This window comes from Halobacillus dabanensis, assembly GCF_900114165.1.
In the GTDB taxonomy this organism is placed as follows: Bacteria; Bacillota; Bacilli; order Bacillales; family Halobacillaceae; genus Halobacillus; species Halobacillus dabanensis.
Genome location: NZ_FOSB01000013.1, coordinates 1 through 16,576, shown reverse-complemented (window position 1 = coordinate 16,576; position 16,576 = coordinate 1). Strand labels below are relative to the sequence as shown.

Below are 16,576 nucleotides of genomic sequence, written 5' to 3'. Positions count from 1 at the left end.
CCCATCTGTAAGTGATAGCGAGAAGCCATCTTTCAACTTTCCTTCATGCGAAGAAAAGTATTACCCGGCATTAGCCCCGGTTTCCCGGGGTTATTCCGGTCTTACAGGCAGGTTGCCCACGTGTTACTCACCCGTCCGCCGCTCGTTCCACGAGCTTCACCCCGAAGGGATCCACTCGCTTCCCGCGCTCGACTTGCATGTATTAGGCACGCCGCCAGCGTTCGTCCTGAGCCAGGATCAAACTCTCCATAAAAGTTAAGTTTGACTTGCTCATTTGCACACCGAATGTGCTTGTTTTCATTCTCTTCTATTATAGAAGAGATATCTTGACGTACTGGTTGGTTCGTTCAGTTTTCAAAGATCAAATATTCCGTTTGCCGCTTCAAAACAGCGACTTAATTAATATATCATCTATCGTTGTTTTCGTCAACAACTTTTTATGATTTATTTTTTAAGTTGTTTGCGGATTGCCGCTCTCTTAATGCGACAAGTAATAATTTATCACGGCTTTTAGAGTAAAGCAAGGGTTTTTACAATAAAAAATAATTCAGATTATTATTCCGCAATAAACTAGCTGAGCATATTAGATATATATCTACTTCCCAATAATAAACCCCCCGGTTGATATCCGGGGGGTTTACTCAAACATTATGATTCGCGATTTCTCATTTGCGGGAAGAGTAAGACGTCACGGATTGATGGTGAATTTGTAAGCAACATGACAAGACGGTCAATTCCGATTCCCAATCCGCCCGTTGGAGGCATGCCATACTCTAGTGCTTCAAGGAAGTCATCATCCATCATATGCGCTTCATCATTACCTTCTTCTCTTTCTTTCAATTGTGCTTCAAATCTTTGGCGCTGATCTATAGGATCGTTAAGTTCAGAGAACGCATTCGCATGTTCACGTCCAACAATGAACAGTTCGAAACGATCAGTAAAACGATCATCTTCAGGATTCTTTTTAGCCAGGGGAGAAATTTCAATAGGGTGACCATAAATGAAGGTCGGCTGGATTAACTTCTCCTCTACTCGTTGTTCAAAGAATTCATTTACAATATGGCCAAACGTCATCGTATCTTTAATTTCAATACCATGCTCTTTTGCAAGTTCTTTCGCACGTTCATCGGACATTTGCTCAAAGAAGTCCACACCCGTATATTCTTTGATCGCATCTACCATATGCAGACGTGTCCACTCAGGTTCAAGGTCGATTTCTTGGTCATTATATTTCACTTTAGTGGTGCCAAGGACTTCTTTAGCAATATGCGCCACCATATTTTCCGTCAAATTCATGGTGTCATGATAGTCGGCATAGGCTTCATATAGCTCTATCATAGTAAATTCTGGGTTGTGCCTTGTGGAGATCCCTTCATTACGGAAGACGCGTCCAATTTCATAAACTTTCTCCAAACCACCGACAATCAGGCGTTTTAAATGAAGCTCTATAGCGATACGCATATATAATTGCATATCTAATGCATTATGATGTGTAACGAACGGACGAGCAGATGCTCCCCCTGCTATACCGTGCATTAATGGTGTTTCAACTTCCAGGAAGCCGAGACCATCCAAATAACGGCGCATAGATTGAATGATTTTACTACGTAACACGAACGTATCCCTGCTATCAGGATTTGTTATTAAATCCAAGTAACGTTGGCGATAGCGCTGTTCCACATCTTGCAAGCCATGAAACTTTTCAGGAAGTGGTCGAAGTGATTTCGTAAGTAGTTGGTAGTCACCCGCTTTGACAGATAGCTCTCCTACATTCGTCTTGAACATCACTCCGGATATACCGACGATGTCCCCTAAGTCTGCTGATTTGAATAGATTGTCATATGCTTCTTCCCCAATTTCATCTTTACGGACATATAACTGAATCTGCCCTGTAACGTCTTGGATATGAGCGAAGCCAGCTTTCCCTTTACCTCGCTTCGTCATAATACGGCCGGCGATCGTTGCTGGGAATTGTTTCTCTTCCAGTTCCTCTTTAGTATATTGGTCATATTTCTCTATTAAGCCTTGTGCATAATCTGTACGTTCGAATTTATCTCCGAACGGATCAACGCCCTGCTCACGATGAGCATTCATCTTATCGCGGCGCACCCGCATGTGTTCGTTGAGTTCTTCTGTCATTGCTATCACTCCATTCCCTGATATTTTCGGTTACTTCCCGTCACAATAACAAAAACTGCCAGCATGGGACTGGCAGCATCTAACTATGGTTTAGTATAAAAAAGTCCTATGGACGTGTCAATGTCAAAGGGTTTAAGAAGCTTTTATTTTCTCTTCCATCCAACTAGAACTCATATAGGATGTTAACCATCGTAGGGTCCCCCTTTTACCTTCCTATACTTTACTTATCTACGAATACTACTTTTCCTTCATCCGTAATATAAAACGTGAATTAAATCCTTCCCCATTCCCTTATACTGTTGACTTCCTCTGACGGCAGTAATTCAACAGCTTCACCAGCAGTCTGTCGGAGGTGGGGCATATAGGCTTGAGGGGCGACATCTGCTAAAGGAACCATTACAAATGCCCGCTCGTGCATATGGGGGTGAGGAATCGTTAAGAACTCTACATTCATATTTTCATGATTAAAAAGCAAAATATCAAGGTCTATCGTGCGAGGCCCCCACTTGACTACCCTTTCCCTCCCTAATCCTCCCTCAATTTGTTGGCAATATTGTAAGAGGTCAAAAGGATTCAGTCGTGTCCGGACCACAATCACCATATTCAAGAAATCACTTTGCTCCATATAGCCGACAGGAGCTGTTTCATAAACGGCGGATTTCTTCCTAACTTCAATTCCTTCATGGTCATCCAAAAGGGTAATAGCATCTTTCAAAAAAACCTCTCTTGGAGAAATGTTTGAACCGAGCGCAATGTATGCAGTATTCATGCAGGTCGACTCCGTTGTATCTCTATGGCTACGGACTTGTAATGGCCAGGGATTGGAGGGTCTGGTTTATATACCTTCACGAGGCAACCTTCTAACAGGCTGAATTCTTCGAAAAGCTTTGATGCTATATTTTCAGCAACGGTTTCAACTAATTTATTGGCTTTTCCCTCCACTATCTTTTTTGTGACTTCGTAAATAGCGCCATAATCGATGGACTTCGTCATGTCATCCGATTCCGCTGCCGGCTTTAAGTCAAGTTCTAACTCCAGATCTACATAAAAGCGCTGACCTAGTTTGTTTTCTTCTGGAAACAGTCCGTGATAACCCCAAAATTCCATTTGGTTTAAATAAATTTTATCCATTCTCTTCACCCTTTCCAATCATTGCATCCATCATTTTGGTCATTCTTACAATCGGTTCTACATCGTGGACGCGCACGATTTCGACCCCCTGGGAAACACCATAGCATACAGTAGCCCCTGTCCCTTCCATACGCTCTTCTTTAGGAAGGTCCAATACCGCACCAATAAAGGATTTCCTCGAGGTGCCGAGCAGGATCGGATAACCAAGCTCATGTAGGTCCTCCAAGTGTCGCATAATCTTCAAATTATCCCCTTGGGTTTTAGCAAAGCCGACACCGGGATCGAGAATGATATTTTCTTCCTTCACTCCCGCCTTTTTTGCTATGTTAATACTTTTTATCAAGTCTTTCTTCACATCATCCACCAGTGAGATGTATTCACGGTTGGTACGGTTATGAGTGAGGATGATTGGTACATCATGACGAGCCGCTACAGCTGCTATTTCCGGGTCTTTAATCGCACCCCAAACATCATTGATAATGGACGCACCGGCCTGTACAGCTTTTTCCGCTACTTTTGATTTATAAGTATCAATAGAGATAGGAATATGAACAGCCTGTTTTATAGCTTGAATTGCAGGAATTACCCGCGCCAGCTCTTCTTCAACCGAAACAGGCTCGTGTCCTGGTCGTGTAGACTCTCCACCAATATCGATAATGTGAGCTCCTTCTCTCTCTAGCTTCTCGGCCTGTTTGATAGCGCGATCCACTTCCAAGTAGCTCCCGCCGTCGGAAAAAGAATCAGGGGTAATATTCACTATCCCCATAACAAGGGTTTGTTTAGTTAGATCATAAGTTTTTTCTGGTGTGCGTAGTACAGTGACCATTGTTCTCGCCTCGTTTCTTTAATGCATACTCTTTCCCTATCTTACAACATTTCAAGATTTATATCATACCCAGGATTTTCCAAAAAAAGGCGGGGGCGCAGCGCTACCCCCATAAGAAATAAGGCAAAACTCCATATGACTTCCTTGGTCACAGTGGAGATTGAATCAAGACCTGGTTGAAGCTGCTACTGAAGCTGGCAAGGCAGCCTCTGACCAAAACGCACCCATCAACAAAACAGGGGGAGAAATGCCACCTTTCCTTTGTCAGGACATTGTTTCTGACAAGATTGGTGCTCGTCTGGAGAAGCTGTTCGGGACATTTATCGACATCATGAAACCTTTATAGTCAAAAAAAATAAAAACTGCACCCCAGTGAGGTACAGTTTTTATTTGATTTATTGCTCATCTTCAAATTGGTAAAGAGGGGTAGAGAGGTAACGTTCCCCATTACTCGGGAGAACCGCCACAACTTTCTTCCCTTTTCCAAGCTTTTTAGCAACCTGTTTCGCTACGTGGATCGCGGAGCCTGATGAAATTCCGCCTAGGATGCCATCTTTCCTAGCAGCTTCTCTTGCTGCATGGAAAGAATCTTCTTTCGACACTTGAACGACTTCATCATAAATTTCTGTATTCAAGATACCTGGGACGAATCCTGCTCCGATTCCCTGGATCTTATGTGGTCCTGGGTTGCCACCTGAAAGGACAGGGGACTCTTCTGGCTCGATTGCGTAAATTTTGATATCCGGATACTTTTCCTTCAACACTTTTCCAGCCCCTGTAATTGTTCCACCTGTACCAATTCCAGAAACAAAGGCGTCCAGCTGATCTCCCATTTGTTCAACAATTTCGGGACCTGTTGTCTTTTCGTGAATCAGAGGGTTTGCTTCATTATTGAACTGTTGTGGCAGGAAGTAACCTTCCTTCTCTTGAAGGTCAGCAGCTTTTTTAATAGCTCCTTTCATCCCTTCACTACCAGGAGTCAACACCAATTCCGCTCCATAAGCACGTAATAAATTACGTCTTTCTTGACTCATAGTATCAGGCATGACGAGAATCGCTTTATACCCTTTAGCTGCTGCAATCATTGCTAACCCAATACCCGTATTGCCGCTTGTTGGTTCTACGATCGTATCTCCTTCTTTTAGACGGCCATCTTTTTCAGCCTCTTCGATCATGGAAAGTGCGATACGATCCTTCACTGAACTTCCCGGGTTCATATATTCTAGTTTCAGATAAATATCTGCACTATCTTCTTCTGCACTTCCGTTTAGTTTCACCATTGGCGTTTGGCCGACTAATTCACTTACGTTGTTTACGATTCTCATTTCATCCACTCCCAAAACCAAGTATTTTAATAGGATTTAACCCTAATGTACTTAAACTCGGGTTAATTGTCAAACATTTCAATCATGTTGGCCAGGAAAAATGTAGTGAAAATGGCGAAACAAATGTTCCGCCATTGATGATTCTCCCTCTAAAATTCGTTATGAGGATGAATTTGAATCTTCCGACTGTAATCCTTCTAACTCTTTTGCAGTGAATTGATAATCTTCATTACAAAAGTGGCATTTTGCTTCTGCCCCTTGATCTTCATCAATCATGCGCTGTATTTCTTCATCTCCGAGACTCGCAATCGCTGTTTCTACACGTTCACGTGAACAGTGACATTGAAATTTCAGTGGCATTGTATCTAACACTTGTACATTGTCTTCCCCAAGAACAGTGTGTAAAATCTCTTCCGGTGACTTACCGTCGCGTACTAGTGAAGAAATTGCCGGCATTTCTGATAATCTTTTTTCAATTTGACTTGTTGTCTCTTCCTCTGCCCCAGGCATCATCTGGATGATGAATCCTCCGGCAGCAAGTATAGAATAGTCTGTATCGACAAGCACTCCTGCCCCTACAGCTGAAGGCACCTGCTCAGAATTCGCGAAATAATAGGTGAAATCTTCACTTATTTCTCCAGATACAAGCGGTACTTGGCCTGTGAAATGGTCCCTCATCCCTAAGTCCTTCACGATACTTAGCGTCCCTGATGTTCCGACAGCCCTCGCCACATCAAGTTTACCTTGTGGGTTCAAGTCGAAGTCTACATGAGGGTTCTTAACGTACCCTCTTACTTCACCTTTCGAGTTGGCATCTGTAATGATTGCACCCGCAGGTCCGTCACCCTCGACTTTAACAGTAATTTTATCGTCGCCTTTCAGCATTGCCCCCATCATCCCACTAATCGTAAGTGTTCTACCAAGAGCGGCTGCTGTGGTCGGCCATGTATCTTGTCTGCGTCTCGCCTCTTCTACCGTTTCTGTTGATTTGGTAGCGTAAGCTCTGACTTGTCCATCAAAAGCTATAGCTCGCACTAAATAATCTGACATGCTTTTCATTCTCCTTTAAATGCATTATTCCCTTTGTTCCGTTGATATATTTTGTGGAGACCTTTTAAGGTTAGATATGGGTCTACATGGTCAATGGTCCTCGACTGCCCAGCAATCAAATTAGCCAATCCACCCGTAGCAATGACAGTTGGCGTTTGGTCTGCAGTTTCCTTCATCCTCCGGACAACCTCATCCACCTGCCCGACATACCCATAGTAAACCCCCGATTGCATGGCTTCTACTGTACTTTGCCCTATCACATGATCTGGACTCTTTATTTCTATTTTTGGCAACTTAGCCGCTTTGGCGTATAGGGCTTCCATAGAAATGTTGATTCCAGGGGCAATAGCACCTCCCAAGTATTCTCCTTCTGCATTAATGTAGCAGTAGGTAGTAGCAGTCCCAAAATCGATGATGACTAAGGGTAAGGAATATTCGTCAATTGCCCCTACAGCATTGACGACACGATCCGCCCCTATTTCATGAGGATTCGGGTATTTCATAGGTAAACCATGGTCGACGGTTCCCTCTCCGATAATCATCGGCTGCTTTTTAAAATAATAACGAGACATACGCTCAAGTGCAAACATTATAGGTGGGACGACGGAAGAAATGATTACGCCATCCATATCTTCAAATTTCAACCCTTCATAATCGAACAAAGATTTTATAAGCACACCGAATTCATCTTCTGTTTTATGACGATCCGTTTTAATCCTCCATTGATATTTTAAAGAGCTGTTCTCAAAAACACCTAACACAGTATTGGTATTTCCAACATCAAGGACAAAATTCATACATGTAGCCTCCCGTGTCATTTCCTTCGGCTCCCATCATATCACAAGATCGGTTTGTTCGCCTTCAACAAACACAGAACAAAACAAAAGCACCTTGCTAACCCTTGACAAAGTTATATGATATTACTCGGTGGCACTTTCTCCAGGACCTCTAAGGTGTAAGCATTGGATAAAATAAATATTAAGTGACCTTGTCAGGCGCGAATCGCAAAAGTAAAACAGACAAAGAAGCGTATCCCTGCTTCCAAACGATATGAGAGCAGGAGATGGACTTAACCCATCTCAAAGGGGATTTACCACTATAATTTCCATAAATCTTCTTACCATAAAAAAACCACACCGCCCAAGGGCAGTGTGGTTTGAATCATTAAGAGCGACGATCTTCTGAATCAGAAGAATCTTCACTTTCGGTTTGATTTTCTGGGCGAGTCGCTTCATCGGAAGCACCGTTCGTCTTTTCCTGCTCTTCTTTTTGCTCGTCTTCTTTAGATTGAATGTTCACCCGTACATCTTCATCTGTAGAAGAAGTATTGTTCTTGATCTTGGCGTTATTTTCCTGCGCAAGAGCTTCAAGTTCTTCATCTGTAGGCAGACGGCCTTTATCGAATAGGGAACGGATTTGTGTAGCGTCGAGAGTTTCGACATCCAACAACGTCTTCGCGATCAATTCGAGTTTATCTTTATTCTCTGTCAAGATCGTCTTCGCACGATCATAACAGTATTGAATGAAGTTCTTCACTTCCTGATCAATTTCATAAGCGATTTGATCACTATAGTTCTGCTCATTCTGAATGTCACGACCCAAGAAGACCTGTCCACCAGAGTTGGAGCCGAACTGTAATGGTCCAAGCTTTTCACTCATGCCATACTCAGTAACCATTTTCCGGGCAATATTAGTTGCACGCTGGAAATCGTTATGGGCGCCGGTACTTACTTCACCGAAGATTATTTCTTCAGCAACTCGGCCACCTAGTAAGCCAGTAATCTTGTCGAACAATTCAGGCTTGGTCATGAAGTAACGGTCTTCTTTAGGAAGCATAACGGCATAGCCGCCTGCTTGGCCACGAGGGACGATGGTCACCTTGTGAACCATGTCTGCATCATCAAGCACCATGCCAATTACGGTGTGTCCACTTTCGTGATGAGCAACAATGTCACGTTCTTTCTTAGAAATGACCCGGCTCTTCTTGGCTGGTCCTGCGATGACACGATCAATGGCTTCGTCTACATCATTCATATCGATTTTGCTCTTATCTCCACGAGCAGCCACAAGAGCAGCTTCGTTTAATAAGTTCTCTAAATCAGCCCCAGAGAAGCCTGGAGTACGAAGAGCAATCGTCTTCAAATCAACATTTTCAGAAAGTGGCTTGTCCTTCGTGTGAACAGTAAGCACAGCTTCACGTCCTTTGACATCTGGACGGTCCACCGTAATTTGACGGTCGAAACGACCAGGACGCAGAAGTGCTGGGTCCAGAATATCCGGTCGGTTAGTGGCTGCAATGATGATAATTCCCTCATTGACTCCAAAACCATCCATTTCAACAAGCAGTTGGTTCAATGTTTGTTCACGTTCATCGTGTCCTCCACCAAGTCCAGCGCCACGTTGTCGACCAACCGCATCGATCTCATCAATAAAGATGATGCCAGGGGCGTTCTTTTTGGCGTTTTCGAACAAATCACGAACACGTGAGGCACCCACACCAACGAACATCTCAACGAAGTCGGAACCACTGATGGAAAAGAATGGTACACCAGCCTCACCAGCAACAGCACGGGCCAGCAATGTCTTACCTGTACCTGGTGGTCCAACTAATAGAACACCTTTTGGAATACGAGCACCGACAGCAGAGAATTTACGAGGGTCTTTCAAGAAGTCCACGACCTCTACAAGCTCTTGCTTCTCTTCATCTGCTCCGGCTACATCCTTGAAGCGTACTTTCTTCTTCTCTTCCGAGTACATCTTCGCCTTACTCTTACCAAAGTTCATGACACGACTACCGCCGCCTTGAGCCTGATTAAGCAAGAAGAAGAATAAGATAAAGATGATGACGAAAGGAATGATGGAAGTTAGAAATGTCACCCAAGCACTTGGCTGTTCTTCTTGTTCCACATTCAGTACACTCTGCTCCTGGGCTGTTTCTGTAATGTTCGCAATCATTTCATCGTTTGCAGGTACTTGAGTAATGAAGGTTTCCCCTTCTTCTGCTCCTTGTTCCTGACCTGTGATGCGCATCACCCCATTGACAGGCTGGATGGTCATCTCCTCAATTTCACCATTATTCAATTTATTGTAAAACTCATTGACGTTATATTCTGTTTGCGGATCACCTTGACCTCGGAATAAACCGACCACGCCGATAACAACGAGGAAGATAAGTAAGTAAAATATGGTATTACGAAAGATCCGGTTCATTGCCTACCTCCTCCCAAACGAGAAAAACTATAGTAAATACTACCATACCAAAAACGGACGACACAACTAATTACCCTTGACATGAACATTTTCAAACCACTTTCGCAGAAATTATGTTCATCCACCATAAACTTCAGGCTTCAATACTCCGACATAAGGGAGATTACGGTATTTCTCTTGGTAATCCAAACCGTAACCAACCACAAATTCATCTGGTACTTCAAATCCTACTGTGTCTGCTTTAATGTCTGCACTTCTACCTGTTGGTTTATCAAGAAGTGTGACAATCTTTATCGACTTTGCTTTGCGGTACTTGAACAAATCGACAAGATAGGCAAGCGTCCGACCACTATCAATAATATCTTCAATAATCAATATGTCTCGACCTTCCACCTTCGTATCCAGGTCTTTAACAATTTTGACCTCTCCTGAAGATTCCATACCTCCGTGATAACTGGACACGTCCATGAAGTCCATCTCCAGGTGTGTTTCCATACGTTTCAAAAGGTCAGTCATGAAAGGAGTGGCACCCTTCAACACACCGATTGCCAAAGGAAAGCGTCCTTCGTACTCCTCTGTCAACTGGGCCCCCAGCTCTTTACATTTCGCTTGAATTTCTTCTTCGGAAATCAAGACCTTTTCAATTTCGTTATGCATGATTGCTCCTCCTACGTGTCTGCTTTGTTTTTATAATATAACCGAAGCCATGGACCTGATGAAAAGCCGGGATTCTCTCCACCTTTTTTTAAACCGACGACCCAAAGCACCTCACCTGACTGATCGGTTACTATCGGCCATGTATCTCGCAAACGGGCGGGGATTTTCTGATCGATAAAAATATCCTTCACTTTTTTCGACCCATTCATTCCCCTCACACGTATCCGGTCCCCGTTTTGCCTCGTACGAACGACGAGAGGGAAATTTACGTGATGCGAATCACATACATAAGTATAATGATCCTCTTCTTCATCGGTCTGGCTCCACTCGGCATCCATCCATGATCCATCAGGGAAATATGCTCGATCTCCGACCTGTAGGTGATGGTGAAATCCTCCCTCTTTCTTTATTTCATTGAAAGAAAAGGTGATTTCATCATAGGCGCGAGTAATTTTAAGACCTTGCGGGAAATCAAGGGATACATTCGGTTTATCATCATTTAATAGATTCATGAACATTTCTTCATGCAAGTAAGAAATGTCTTCGTTTTGCTTCACATACAGATAGTTCAATATTAGATGAAAGGCAGTCCTTTGTAAAGCAAGCGGGAATGTTTTGAAAGTTTGATTTGAAAATTGTACGAATTTCTCAACATTTGAAGAAAAGTGGACAGCTTCTAAAACTTTTTTTGCTTCTTCGTTTATGTATGCACGTTCACTCCTGACCCTTTCGCTCCATGCCTGCATATGCTGATGGAAGCGCGGGTTTCGCTCTTTCATAAAAGGCAAAACATAATGGCGAAAAGCATTGCGGGTATATTCTGTTTGGGCGTTGGAAGGATCGATACGTGCTTCCAAGTCATGCTGTTGTAGATAACTGTTGATTTGTTCTTTGGAAATGCAAAGGAATGGCCTGATAATCCTCCCGCATGCAAAAGGACGTTCTACAGGAATTCCCTGGACCGCTTCCGGCCGCGCACTACGCACCATCTGCATCATGATCGTTTCTGCCTGGTCATCCCCATGATGCCCCATTGCTAAAGCGTCTGCTTCATATGCATGCATCATTTCTTCGAAAAATTGATATCGAAGGTCCCTTGCCGCTTCTTGTGTACCTTGTCCCGTCTTTATTTTATACGAATTCACATCTACAGAAGTTCCAACAAATTCAACACCCCAATTTCTACATACTTCTTCTACATATCGGAGGTCTTCTTCTGCGTCTTCTCCTCTTAGATTATGATTGACAGATAAGGCAATGAGGTGGATGGGTGTCGTCTTCCTAATCGCACACAAATAATGGAGCAAAGCGATAGAATCCGGACCACCTGATACAGCCACCAGCAATGTTTGGTGCGACTTTATTAATTGATGTTTCAAGATGAACGAATGGACGTATTGATCCATCGGAGTTTCCCCCTGCCTCATTCTTTATATCCCTTCCTATCGTATCACTATTCCTGTCCACTGCAAAAGATTAACTACTATATCCAAAAACTAAAAATCGACACACCGAATACGACCCCCGCCATTAGAGATAGGGCTGCTAGTTCGACATTATCCGACTCCTGGGTCGTCAAACGTTTCTGCATACGTGAAGAACTTCTCTTCCCGCTTCGTTTAAGTAGGATGGAAGAAAATTTATTTTTCATTTCCGCAGCGTCCTGGATTTTCCCCATCCAACATTGTTGAATAATCTTTCGGTAAGGTTTTAGTAATGGTGAAGCGGACAGCTTTGCTTCTAACGTCTTTTCTGGGTGATTTCCTTTTTCGAACCGTTTAGGATAACTCATCTCAAGCAAAATCATTGTCACAGCAAACAGGTCATAAGTAGGTTCCGCTTTCCTGGAACCGCGCCCCCAGTATCCACGATCATAAAACTCCGTATACTCCTTGATTGCACGGCCAGTGGCTGTTACCCCCCCGACATCAATCCAACGAACCCTTGAATTTCCAATCAGCAAATTATCCGTCTTCAAATCACCGAAAACATATCCCTCATTATGAAGGTTTTCTAAATCTGACAGCAACTGAATTGCAATTATTCCTACCCATTCCTTCGATTTCCCTTTTAAAAAATGCTTTAACGGGACTCCATCGATATATTCCATCACGTAAAAAGGGTGAGTCTTCCTGTCAGGACTGACCCAATCATCTACATCCACAAAAGAAGGCCCAAGTTTCGCCCCTTGGACCTTGCTGAACTTCTTAAGCATATTTACTTCCATCATCATACGTGAACTGTCCTCACCGACTTTCAAGGCATACGTATCCCCTTGGCTTGATCGGCATAAAAAAACAATTCCACAAGCTCCTGAACCCAGTTTTTTTATGATGGTATAAGTATGTCCGTTCCACTTTCCTGCGAGGCAACTGCCCGGAGTGATATCAAAAGCCCGTTTCTTCATAAGGATCTTCCCCATCTTTCATACGATCAGATAATGGTTTTTCTGCAAAAGCATATAGAGCTTCTTTCAAAGCAGGACCAGTCGGAGTGTATCCCCCACTGTTCAATTTTGAGAAAATCCCATGAAGTTCCCCTAACTCCGGCGTCCAGTTCACCATTTTAGTAATTGTTTTCTTTGGATCCGGGAATGCAAAAACACTGAATTGATTCGATCCAGACCTGGCATTCAAACTCAGGGAAAGATCGAAAAGCGCCTCCTTTACTGTCGGGAGTTTGTGATGCATACTTGCGCTTGTGTCGACTAGCACAAGCACCTCGAGATCACAGCTCTCCCCCAATTCATCCACCACTTCTACTACTTCACCTCGTTGTTCCGGGGGAAGCTCTTCAATCGTTTGATCTTTCCCTAGAATTTCTTGCAGTTCTTTATTCACGACACCTTGAATCGTTTGAGTCATGGCTTGTCTCGTAACCATTTGCACGGTTTGGGACAAACTTTTTTGATATACAATTTGACTGACGCCTCCACCTGCCTCAGCAATCGATTCTACTTCATCAAGCCCTTGAGGCTTGCTGTTTTGCCGATCGTCAAGAACGCCAATCACATTGACCGTTACGCCCTGATTTCTCGCTAGTGCTGCTACGACAACCGGGTCTTCTCCATGGTTCGAGCATCCATCCGTCAATAAAAGAATCTGCTTCAATCGGCCTGGTTTCATAGTGAATATCCCTCCTGTTTCGTTGCTTCCATCTTCGCCGAAACAGAGGAATTCTATACCAGTTTATGCCTCTTTTTTCTCGGAAGGGATCGATGTCCATTCCGGCATATAACGATCGATACGTGCCACAATGATGGTCATATCATCAACAATTGCACCAGACTGTGTCCGTATCACCTCTTCTAATAAAAGATCAGCCATTACTTGAGGGTCTTTATCCGATATCTCCCGGATTTTTCGCTTCAGCCACATTTCTACGTTTCCAATTTGTTTTGGTCCTTCTAAGATCCCATCACTCATCATGATGAGGAAATCACCTGCCTTTAGTTGCTCACTCCTCATATCAACATCGACTTCCGGTATAATTCCCATCGGCAGGTTACCGGATTCTACTGTAAATATTTTATCTCCTCTTTTTATAAAGCTCGGTGTGCTACCGACCTTGACAAACTTGGATGTAGCCTTATGAAGGTCAATCACAGCTAAATCCAAAGTAGAAAATATTTCATCATTTGTCCGCAAAGACAAAATGGAATTGATTGATTGGATCGCCACGGATTCCTGTATCCCAGATTGCAGGATTTGTTTCAAAAGCCGAAGCGTCTCCATACTTTCCTCATGAGCACGTTCACCGTTACCCATACCATCACTGATTGCTAAAGCATACTTTCCCCTTCCTAATTCCATCATTGTAAAGCTGTCTCCTGATATAAACCCTCCCCCTTTTGCAGCATGTGCAACTCCAGATTCAATAGAATAGTGTTTGGCTGACCCAAATGATAAATAGCACCTCCCCTGTGGGTATGGAGAAATTTCCTCCATGGTCACAACAATTGTTTCCCCCAGTATATCGCACAACACCGGGGCAATGATTTTCGCACCTTCTCCTCTATAATTATCAATCTCCGCAATTAACTCAAGATCTATATTTCCTGCATCTAAAGAGTAGATTTCTAACTTTTGTATCACCATCCCCATCCGCTCCAAGGCGTTATAAATCACTTGTTCTTTATGCTCATGTTGCTCCCGCTCTTTTACAATCTCCTTTGCAAAGTTATTCATGACATCAGAAACCCCTTGCAGCTGCTCAGCTACAAATTTACGACTCTCCAACACTTGCCGCTTCAATTGTTTGTTTGCATGATAAAAAGATAATTCATGATTCATTGTATCGATCAACTTTTGCGGTTTCACACAATGTTGATCGACATTCTTTCTCATGACACGGCTCGGCTCCCCTTTCTCATCCAATTCATGCATAAGATCCGTCATTAAGTTATGGGTGTCGTCAAACTGATTGACCCAACATTTTTCCTTCTTAAAGCATGATTGGCATGTTTTTTCCGTCACATGGCTTAAAAAGTAATCAATTTCTTCTGCTTCGCCACTATCCTCCTTCGGTGCTTCCAAGTGTGTGAAACTTTTCGATAAAGCCTGAAAAACGTCCGAAAACTTCCCGACCCGAACAGCCGTGACGTCTCGCACTTTCTGTAAGTATTTTTCCTGTTCCGAATGATGTTCATCTGTACCCGGAACATATCTTGATAATTGTTTCACCCATGAGTTCGGAGTGAGAATAAATAAAGCCACCGCCCAGGCTGATGCCCATAAGGAAGAAGGGAAATCCGCTCCATTACTCACATAAAAGCCGATTAATAATGTACCCACAATGAGACCAGCACTTACGCCCGCCTTTTTCCCCTCTTTTAACAGCCCCCCTAGCAAGCCGGAGAAAGCAAGCAAACTCATTTGATAGATATGATCCATATTCGATAGACTCAGCACAAGCCCTGTCACCACACCAACCGTCGAACCTATGGCCGCTCCAGCGATATACGCAAGTAAAATCACTAAATATCTAGCAAAAATATCAACAACAGAAACCCCATGGATTTGCCAACCGATCAACCCAGTTAGTACAGAGGCCAGCAATATGATCAAACAGACAATTTCTTCATTCTTTAATGTAGGTTGATATCTTTGTGGTGTTAAAAGCGGAATGCTCTGCATAAAGATTAGTACAAGAATGAAACTGAGCACTCCTTCTGCAACCATCAATGTAATTTCGTAAAGCTGCCAACGATCTAACAAGGCGAGACTCGCTGTTCGCGGAATCAAGCTTGCTAACAGGGCGATTGCTGGCAGCCATTTCTGGGGGTGACTTGTTTTGTGTAATGCCAGACTTAAGAGCAAAAAAGTCGTCGACGCCCCTACTATAAACCCCGCGTGACCGTAGCTGTATGTAGAAGCCCCGGCCGCCATCATAATCGTCACGGGTATGACGAGCGGACGCTTTAGCCACCAGATCACCGCCAAGAACGCTACTCCAAAAGGGGCCATAGAAGAGAGAATAATGGCTCGTCCTAATAATAGTGCCAGGACCATGTGGAAGATCCCTTTGTTCGCCATAAAAGAAAACGTACCGTACGAAGCTCGTTGCATTCCTTGCACAATTCCCCACCCTTTAACCGCAGACTGACGATTTTCCCGCTTTGATACAGTTCCTAACATTCTCATCACTCCTTCTTTGTGAAATCTATTAAACCACACGCAGAAGAAGCATTTTGTCAAAACAACAGGAAAGCAGAAACAAAAACTTCGATAGTTTTCACAACAACGAAGGTTACTTCTACAAATTACCCCTATCCAGCCCTCCTCACCTTCCAAAAATCTCCTTATTTCCCTAGCGAAATAGACAGAGTTATCTGATATTTTTATTTGTTGTTGACACTTTATTTATCATGGTTTATTATATTTCTTGTGCCTTTGAGAAAACAGTTTCTAAACATGGCGGTGTAGCTCAGCTGGCTAGAGCGTACGGTTCATACCCGTGAGGTCGGGGGTTCGATCCCCTCCGCCGCTACCATTATTTTTCTCATACATATTGGCCCGTTGGTCAAGTGGTTAAGACACCGCCCTTTCACGGCGGTAACACGGGTTCGAATCCCGTACGGGTCATCAGAAACATTTTTGTCCTAAAAAAAGGGCGCCTCCAAAAAAGAGGCGCCCTTTTTTTATGTACCAACTTCCAACCTTCTGTTTATTGAGCTATATGGCAGGATTGTGGAAGAATTGATTTCGAGATGTTTTGGGGTTCGTTGCCTGGTTGAGCG

The 16,576-nt window shown here is 43.4% G+C and carries 14 protein-coding genes, 2 tRNA genes and 1 other annotated feature (1 of these 17 cut by a window edge); of the genes, 3 read left to right on the top strand and 13 right to left on the bottom strand.

Features of this window, described 5'->3' with window-relative positions:
* Window positions 1-199 (bottom strand) — a sequence feature (16S ribosomal RNA rRNA prediction is too short); it reaches 75 nt to the left of the window's first position.
* A gap of 449 nt (window positions 200-648) precedes the next feature.
* The 4 genes from lysS to folP form a co-directional block, all read right to left on the bottom strand.
* Complete coding sequence (lysS, locus tag BMZ58_RS17815) at window positions 649-2,139, bottom strand: lysine--tRNA ligase (protein WP_075037902.1); 1,491 nt, start codon at window positions 2,137-2,139, stop codon at window positions 649-651.
* Between the two features lie 271 nt (window positions 2,140-2,410).
* Entirely contained in the window at window positions 2,411-2,908 is a 498-nt protein-coding gene (folK, locus tag BMZ58_RS17810) for a 2-amino-4-hydroxy-6-hydroxymethyldihydropteridine diphosphokinase (RefSeq protein ID WP_075037901.1), read from the bottom strand.
* Window positions 2,905-3,270 carry a dihydroneopterin aldolase gene (gene folB, locus BMZ58_RS17805; RefSeq protein ID WP_075037900.1) on the bottom strand — a complete coding sequence of 122 codons (366 nt, stop codon included), beginning with the start codon at window positions 3,268-3,270 and terminating at the stop codon, window positions 2,905-2,907. The genes folK and folB overlap by 4 nt, the downstream gene beginning before the upstream one ends.
* Window positions 3,263-4,096 (bottom strand): dihydropteroate synthase, encoded by an 834-nt coding sequence (gene folP / locus BMZ58_RS17800; protein WP_075037899.1) that lies wholly within the window; start codon window positions 4,094-4,096, stop codon window positions 3,263-3,265. Before folP ends, folB begins: the two co-directional genes overlap by 8 nt.
* A 160-nt stretch (window positions 4,097-4,256) precedes the next feature.
* Between folP and BMZ58_RS17795 the strand changes: the two genes are divergently transcribed.
* A complete protein-coding gene (locus BMZ58_RS17795; protein ID WP_075037898.1) occupies window positions 4,257-4,442 on the top strand; it encodes a hypothetical protein in 186 nt (61 codons plus the stop codon).
* A gap of 49 nt (window positions 4,443-4,491) precedes the next feature.
* On the opposite strand, the gene cysK is transcribed toward BMZ58_RS17795, so the two are convergent.
* The 9 genes from cysK to spoIIE all read right to left on the bottom strand — a co-directional run bounded on the left by cysK (window position 4,492) and on the right by spoIIE (window position 15,974).
* Window positions 4,492-5,421: a cysteine synthase A gene (gene cysK, locus BMZ58_RS17790; RefSeq protein ID WP_075037897.1), complete on the bottom strand. Its 930-nt coding sequence runs from the start codon at window positions 5,419-5,421 to the stop codon at window positions 4,492-4,494.
* 159 nt (window positions 5,422-5,580) lie between these two features.
* Complete coding sequence (hslO, locus tag BMZ58_RS17785) at window positions 5,581-6,471, bottom strand: Hsp33 family molecular chaperone HslO (RefSeq protein WP_075037896.1); 891 nt, start codon at window positions 6,469-6,471, stop codon at window positions 5,581-5,583.
* A 5-nt stretch (window positions 6,472-6,476) separates the two neighbouring features.
* Complete coding sequence (locus BMZ58_RS17780; protein ID WP_075037895.1) at window positions 6,477-7,268, bottom strand: type III pantothenate kinase; 792 nt, start codon at window positions 7,266-7,268, stop codon at window positions 6,477-6,479.
* Window positions 7,269-7,635: 367 nt separating this feature from the next.
* Complete coding sequence (gene ftsH, locus BMZ58_RS17775) at window positions 7,636-9,681, bottom strand: ATP-dependent zinc metalloprotease FtsH (RefSeq protein ID WP_075037894.1); 2,046 nt, start codon at window positions 9,679-9,681, stop codon at window positions 7,636-7,638.
* A 117-nt stretch (window positions 9,682-9,798) separates the two neighbouring features.
* Complete coding sequence (hpt, locus tag BMZ58_RS17770; protein ID WP_075037893.1) at window positions 9,799-10,338, bottom strand: hypoxanthine phosphoribosyltransferase; 540 nt, start codon at window positions 10,336-10,338, stop codon at window positions 9,799-9,801.
* 11 nt (window positions 10,339-10,349) lie between these two features.
* Window positions 10,350-11,744: a tRNA lysidine(34) synthetase TilS gene (tilS, locus tag BMZ58_RS17765; RefSeq protein ID WP_075037892.1), complete on the bottom strand. Its 1,395-nt coding sequence runs from the start codon at window positions 11,742-11,744 to the stop codon at window positions 10,350-10,352.
* Window positions 11,745-11,821: 77 nt separating this feature from the next.
* Window positions 11,822-12,745 (bottom strand): protein kinase domain-containing protein, encoded by a 924-nt coding sequence (locus BMZ58_RS17760; protein WP_075037891.1) that lies wholly within the window; start codon window positions 12,743-12,745, stop codon window positions 11,822-11,824.
* Window positions 12,726-13,463: a vWA domain-containing protein gene (locus BMZ58_RS17755; protein ID WP_075037890.1), complete on the bottom strand. Its 738-nt coding sequence runs from the start codon at window positions 13,461-13,463 to the stop codon at window positions 12,726-12,728. Before BMZ58_RS17755 ends, BMZ58_RS17760 begins: the two co-directional genes overlap by 20 nt.
* Window positions 13,464-13,526: 63 nt before the next feature.
* Window positions 13,527-15,974, bottom strand: a complete 2,448-nt coding sequence (spoIIE, locus tag BMZ58_RS17750; RefSeq protein ID WP_075037889.1) for a stage II sporulation protein E — start codon at window positions 15,972-15,974, stop codon at window positions 13,527-13,529.
* Between the two features lie 278 nt (window positions 15,975-16,252).
* On the opposite strand from spoIIE, the gene BMZ58_RS17745 reads away from it, so the two are divergent.
* Window positions 16,253-16,329: transfer RNA gene (locus BMZ58_RS17745), tRNA-Met, on the top strand.
* Window positions 16,330-16,349: 20 nt separating this feature from the next.
* Window positions 16,350-16,421, top strand: a tRNA-Glu gene (locus tag BMZ58_RS17740).
* The last annotated feature ends 155 nt before the right edge of the window (window positions 16,422-16,576 follow it).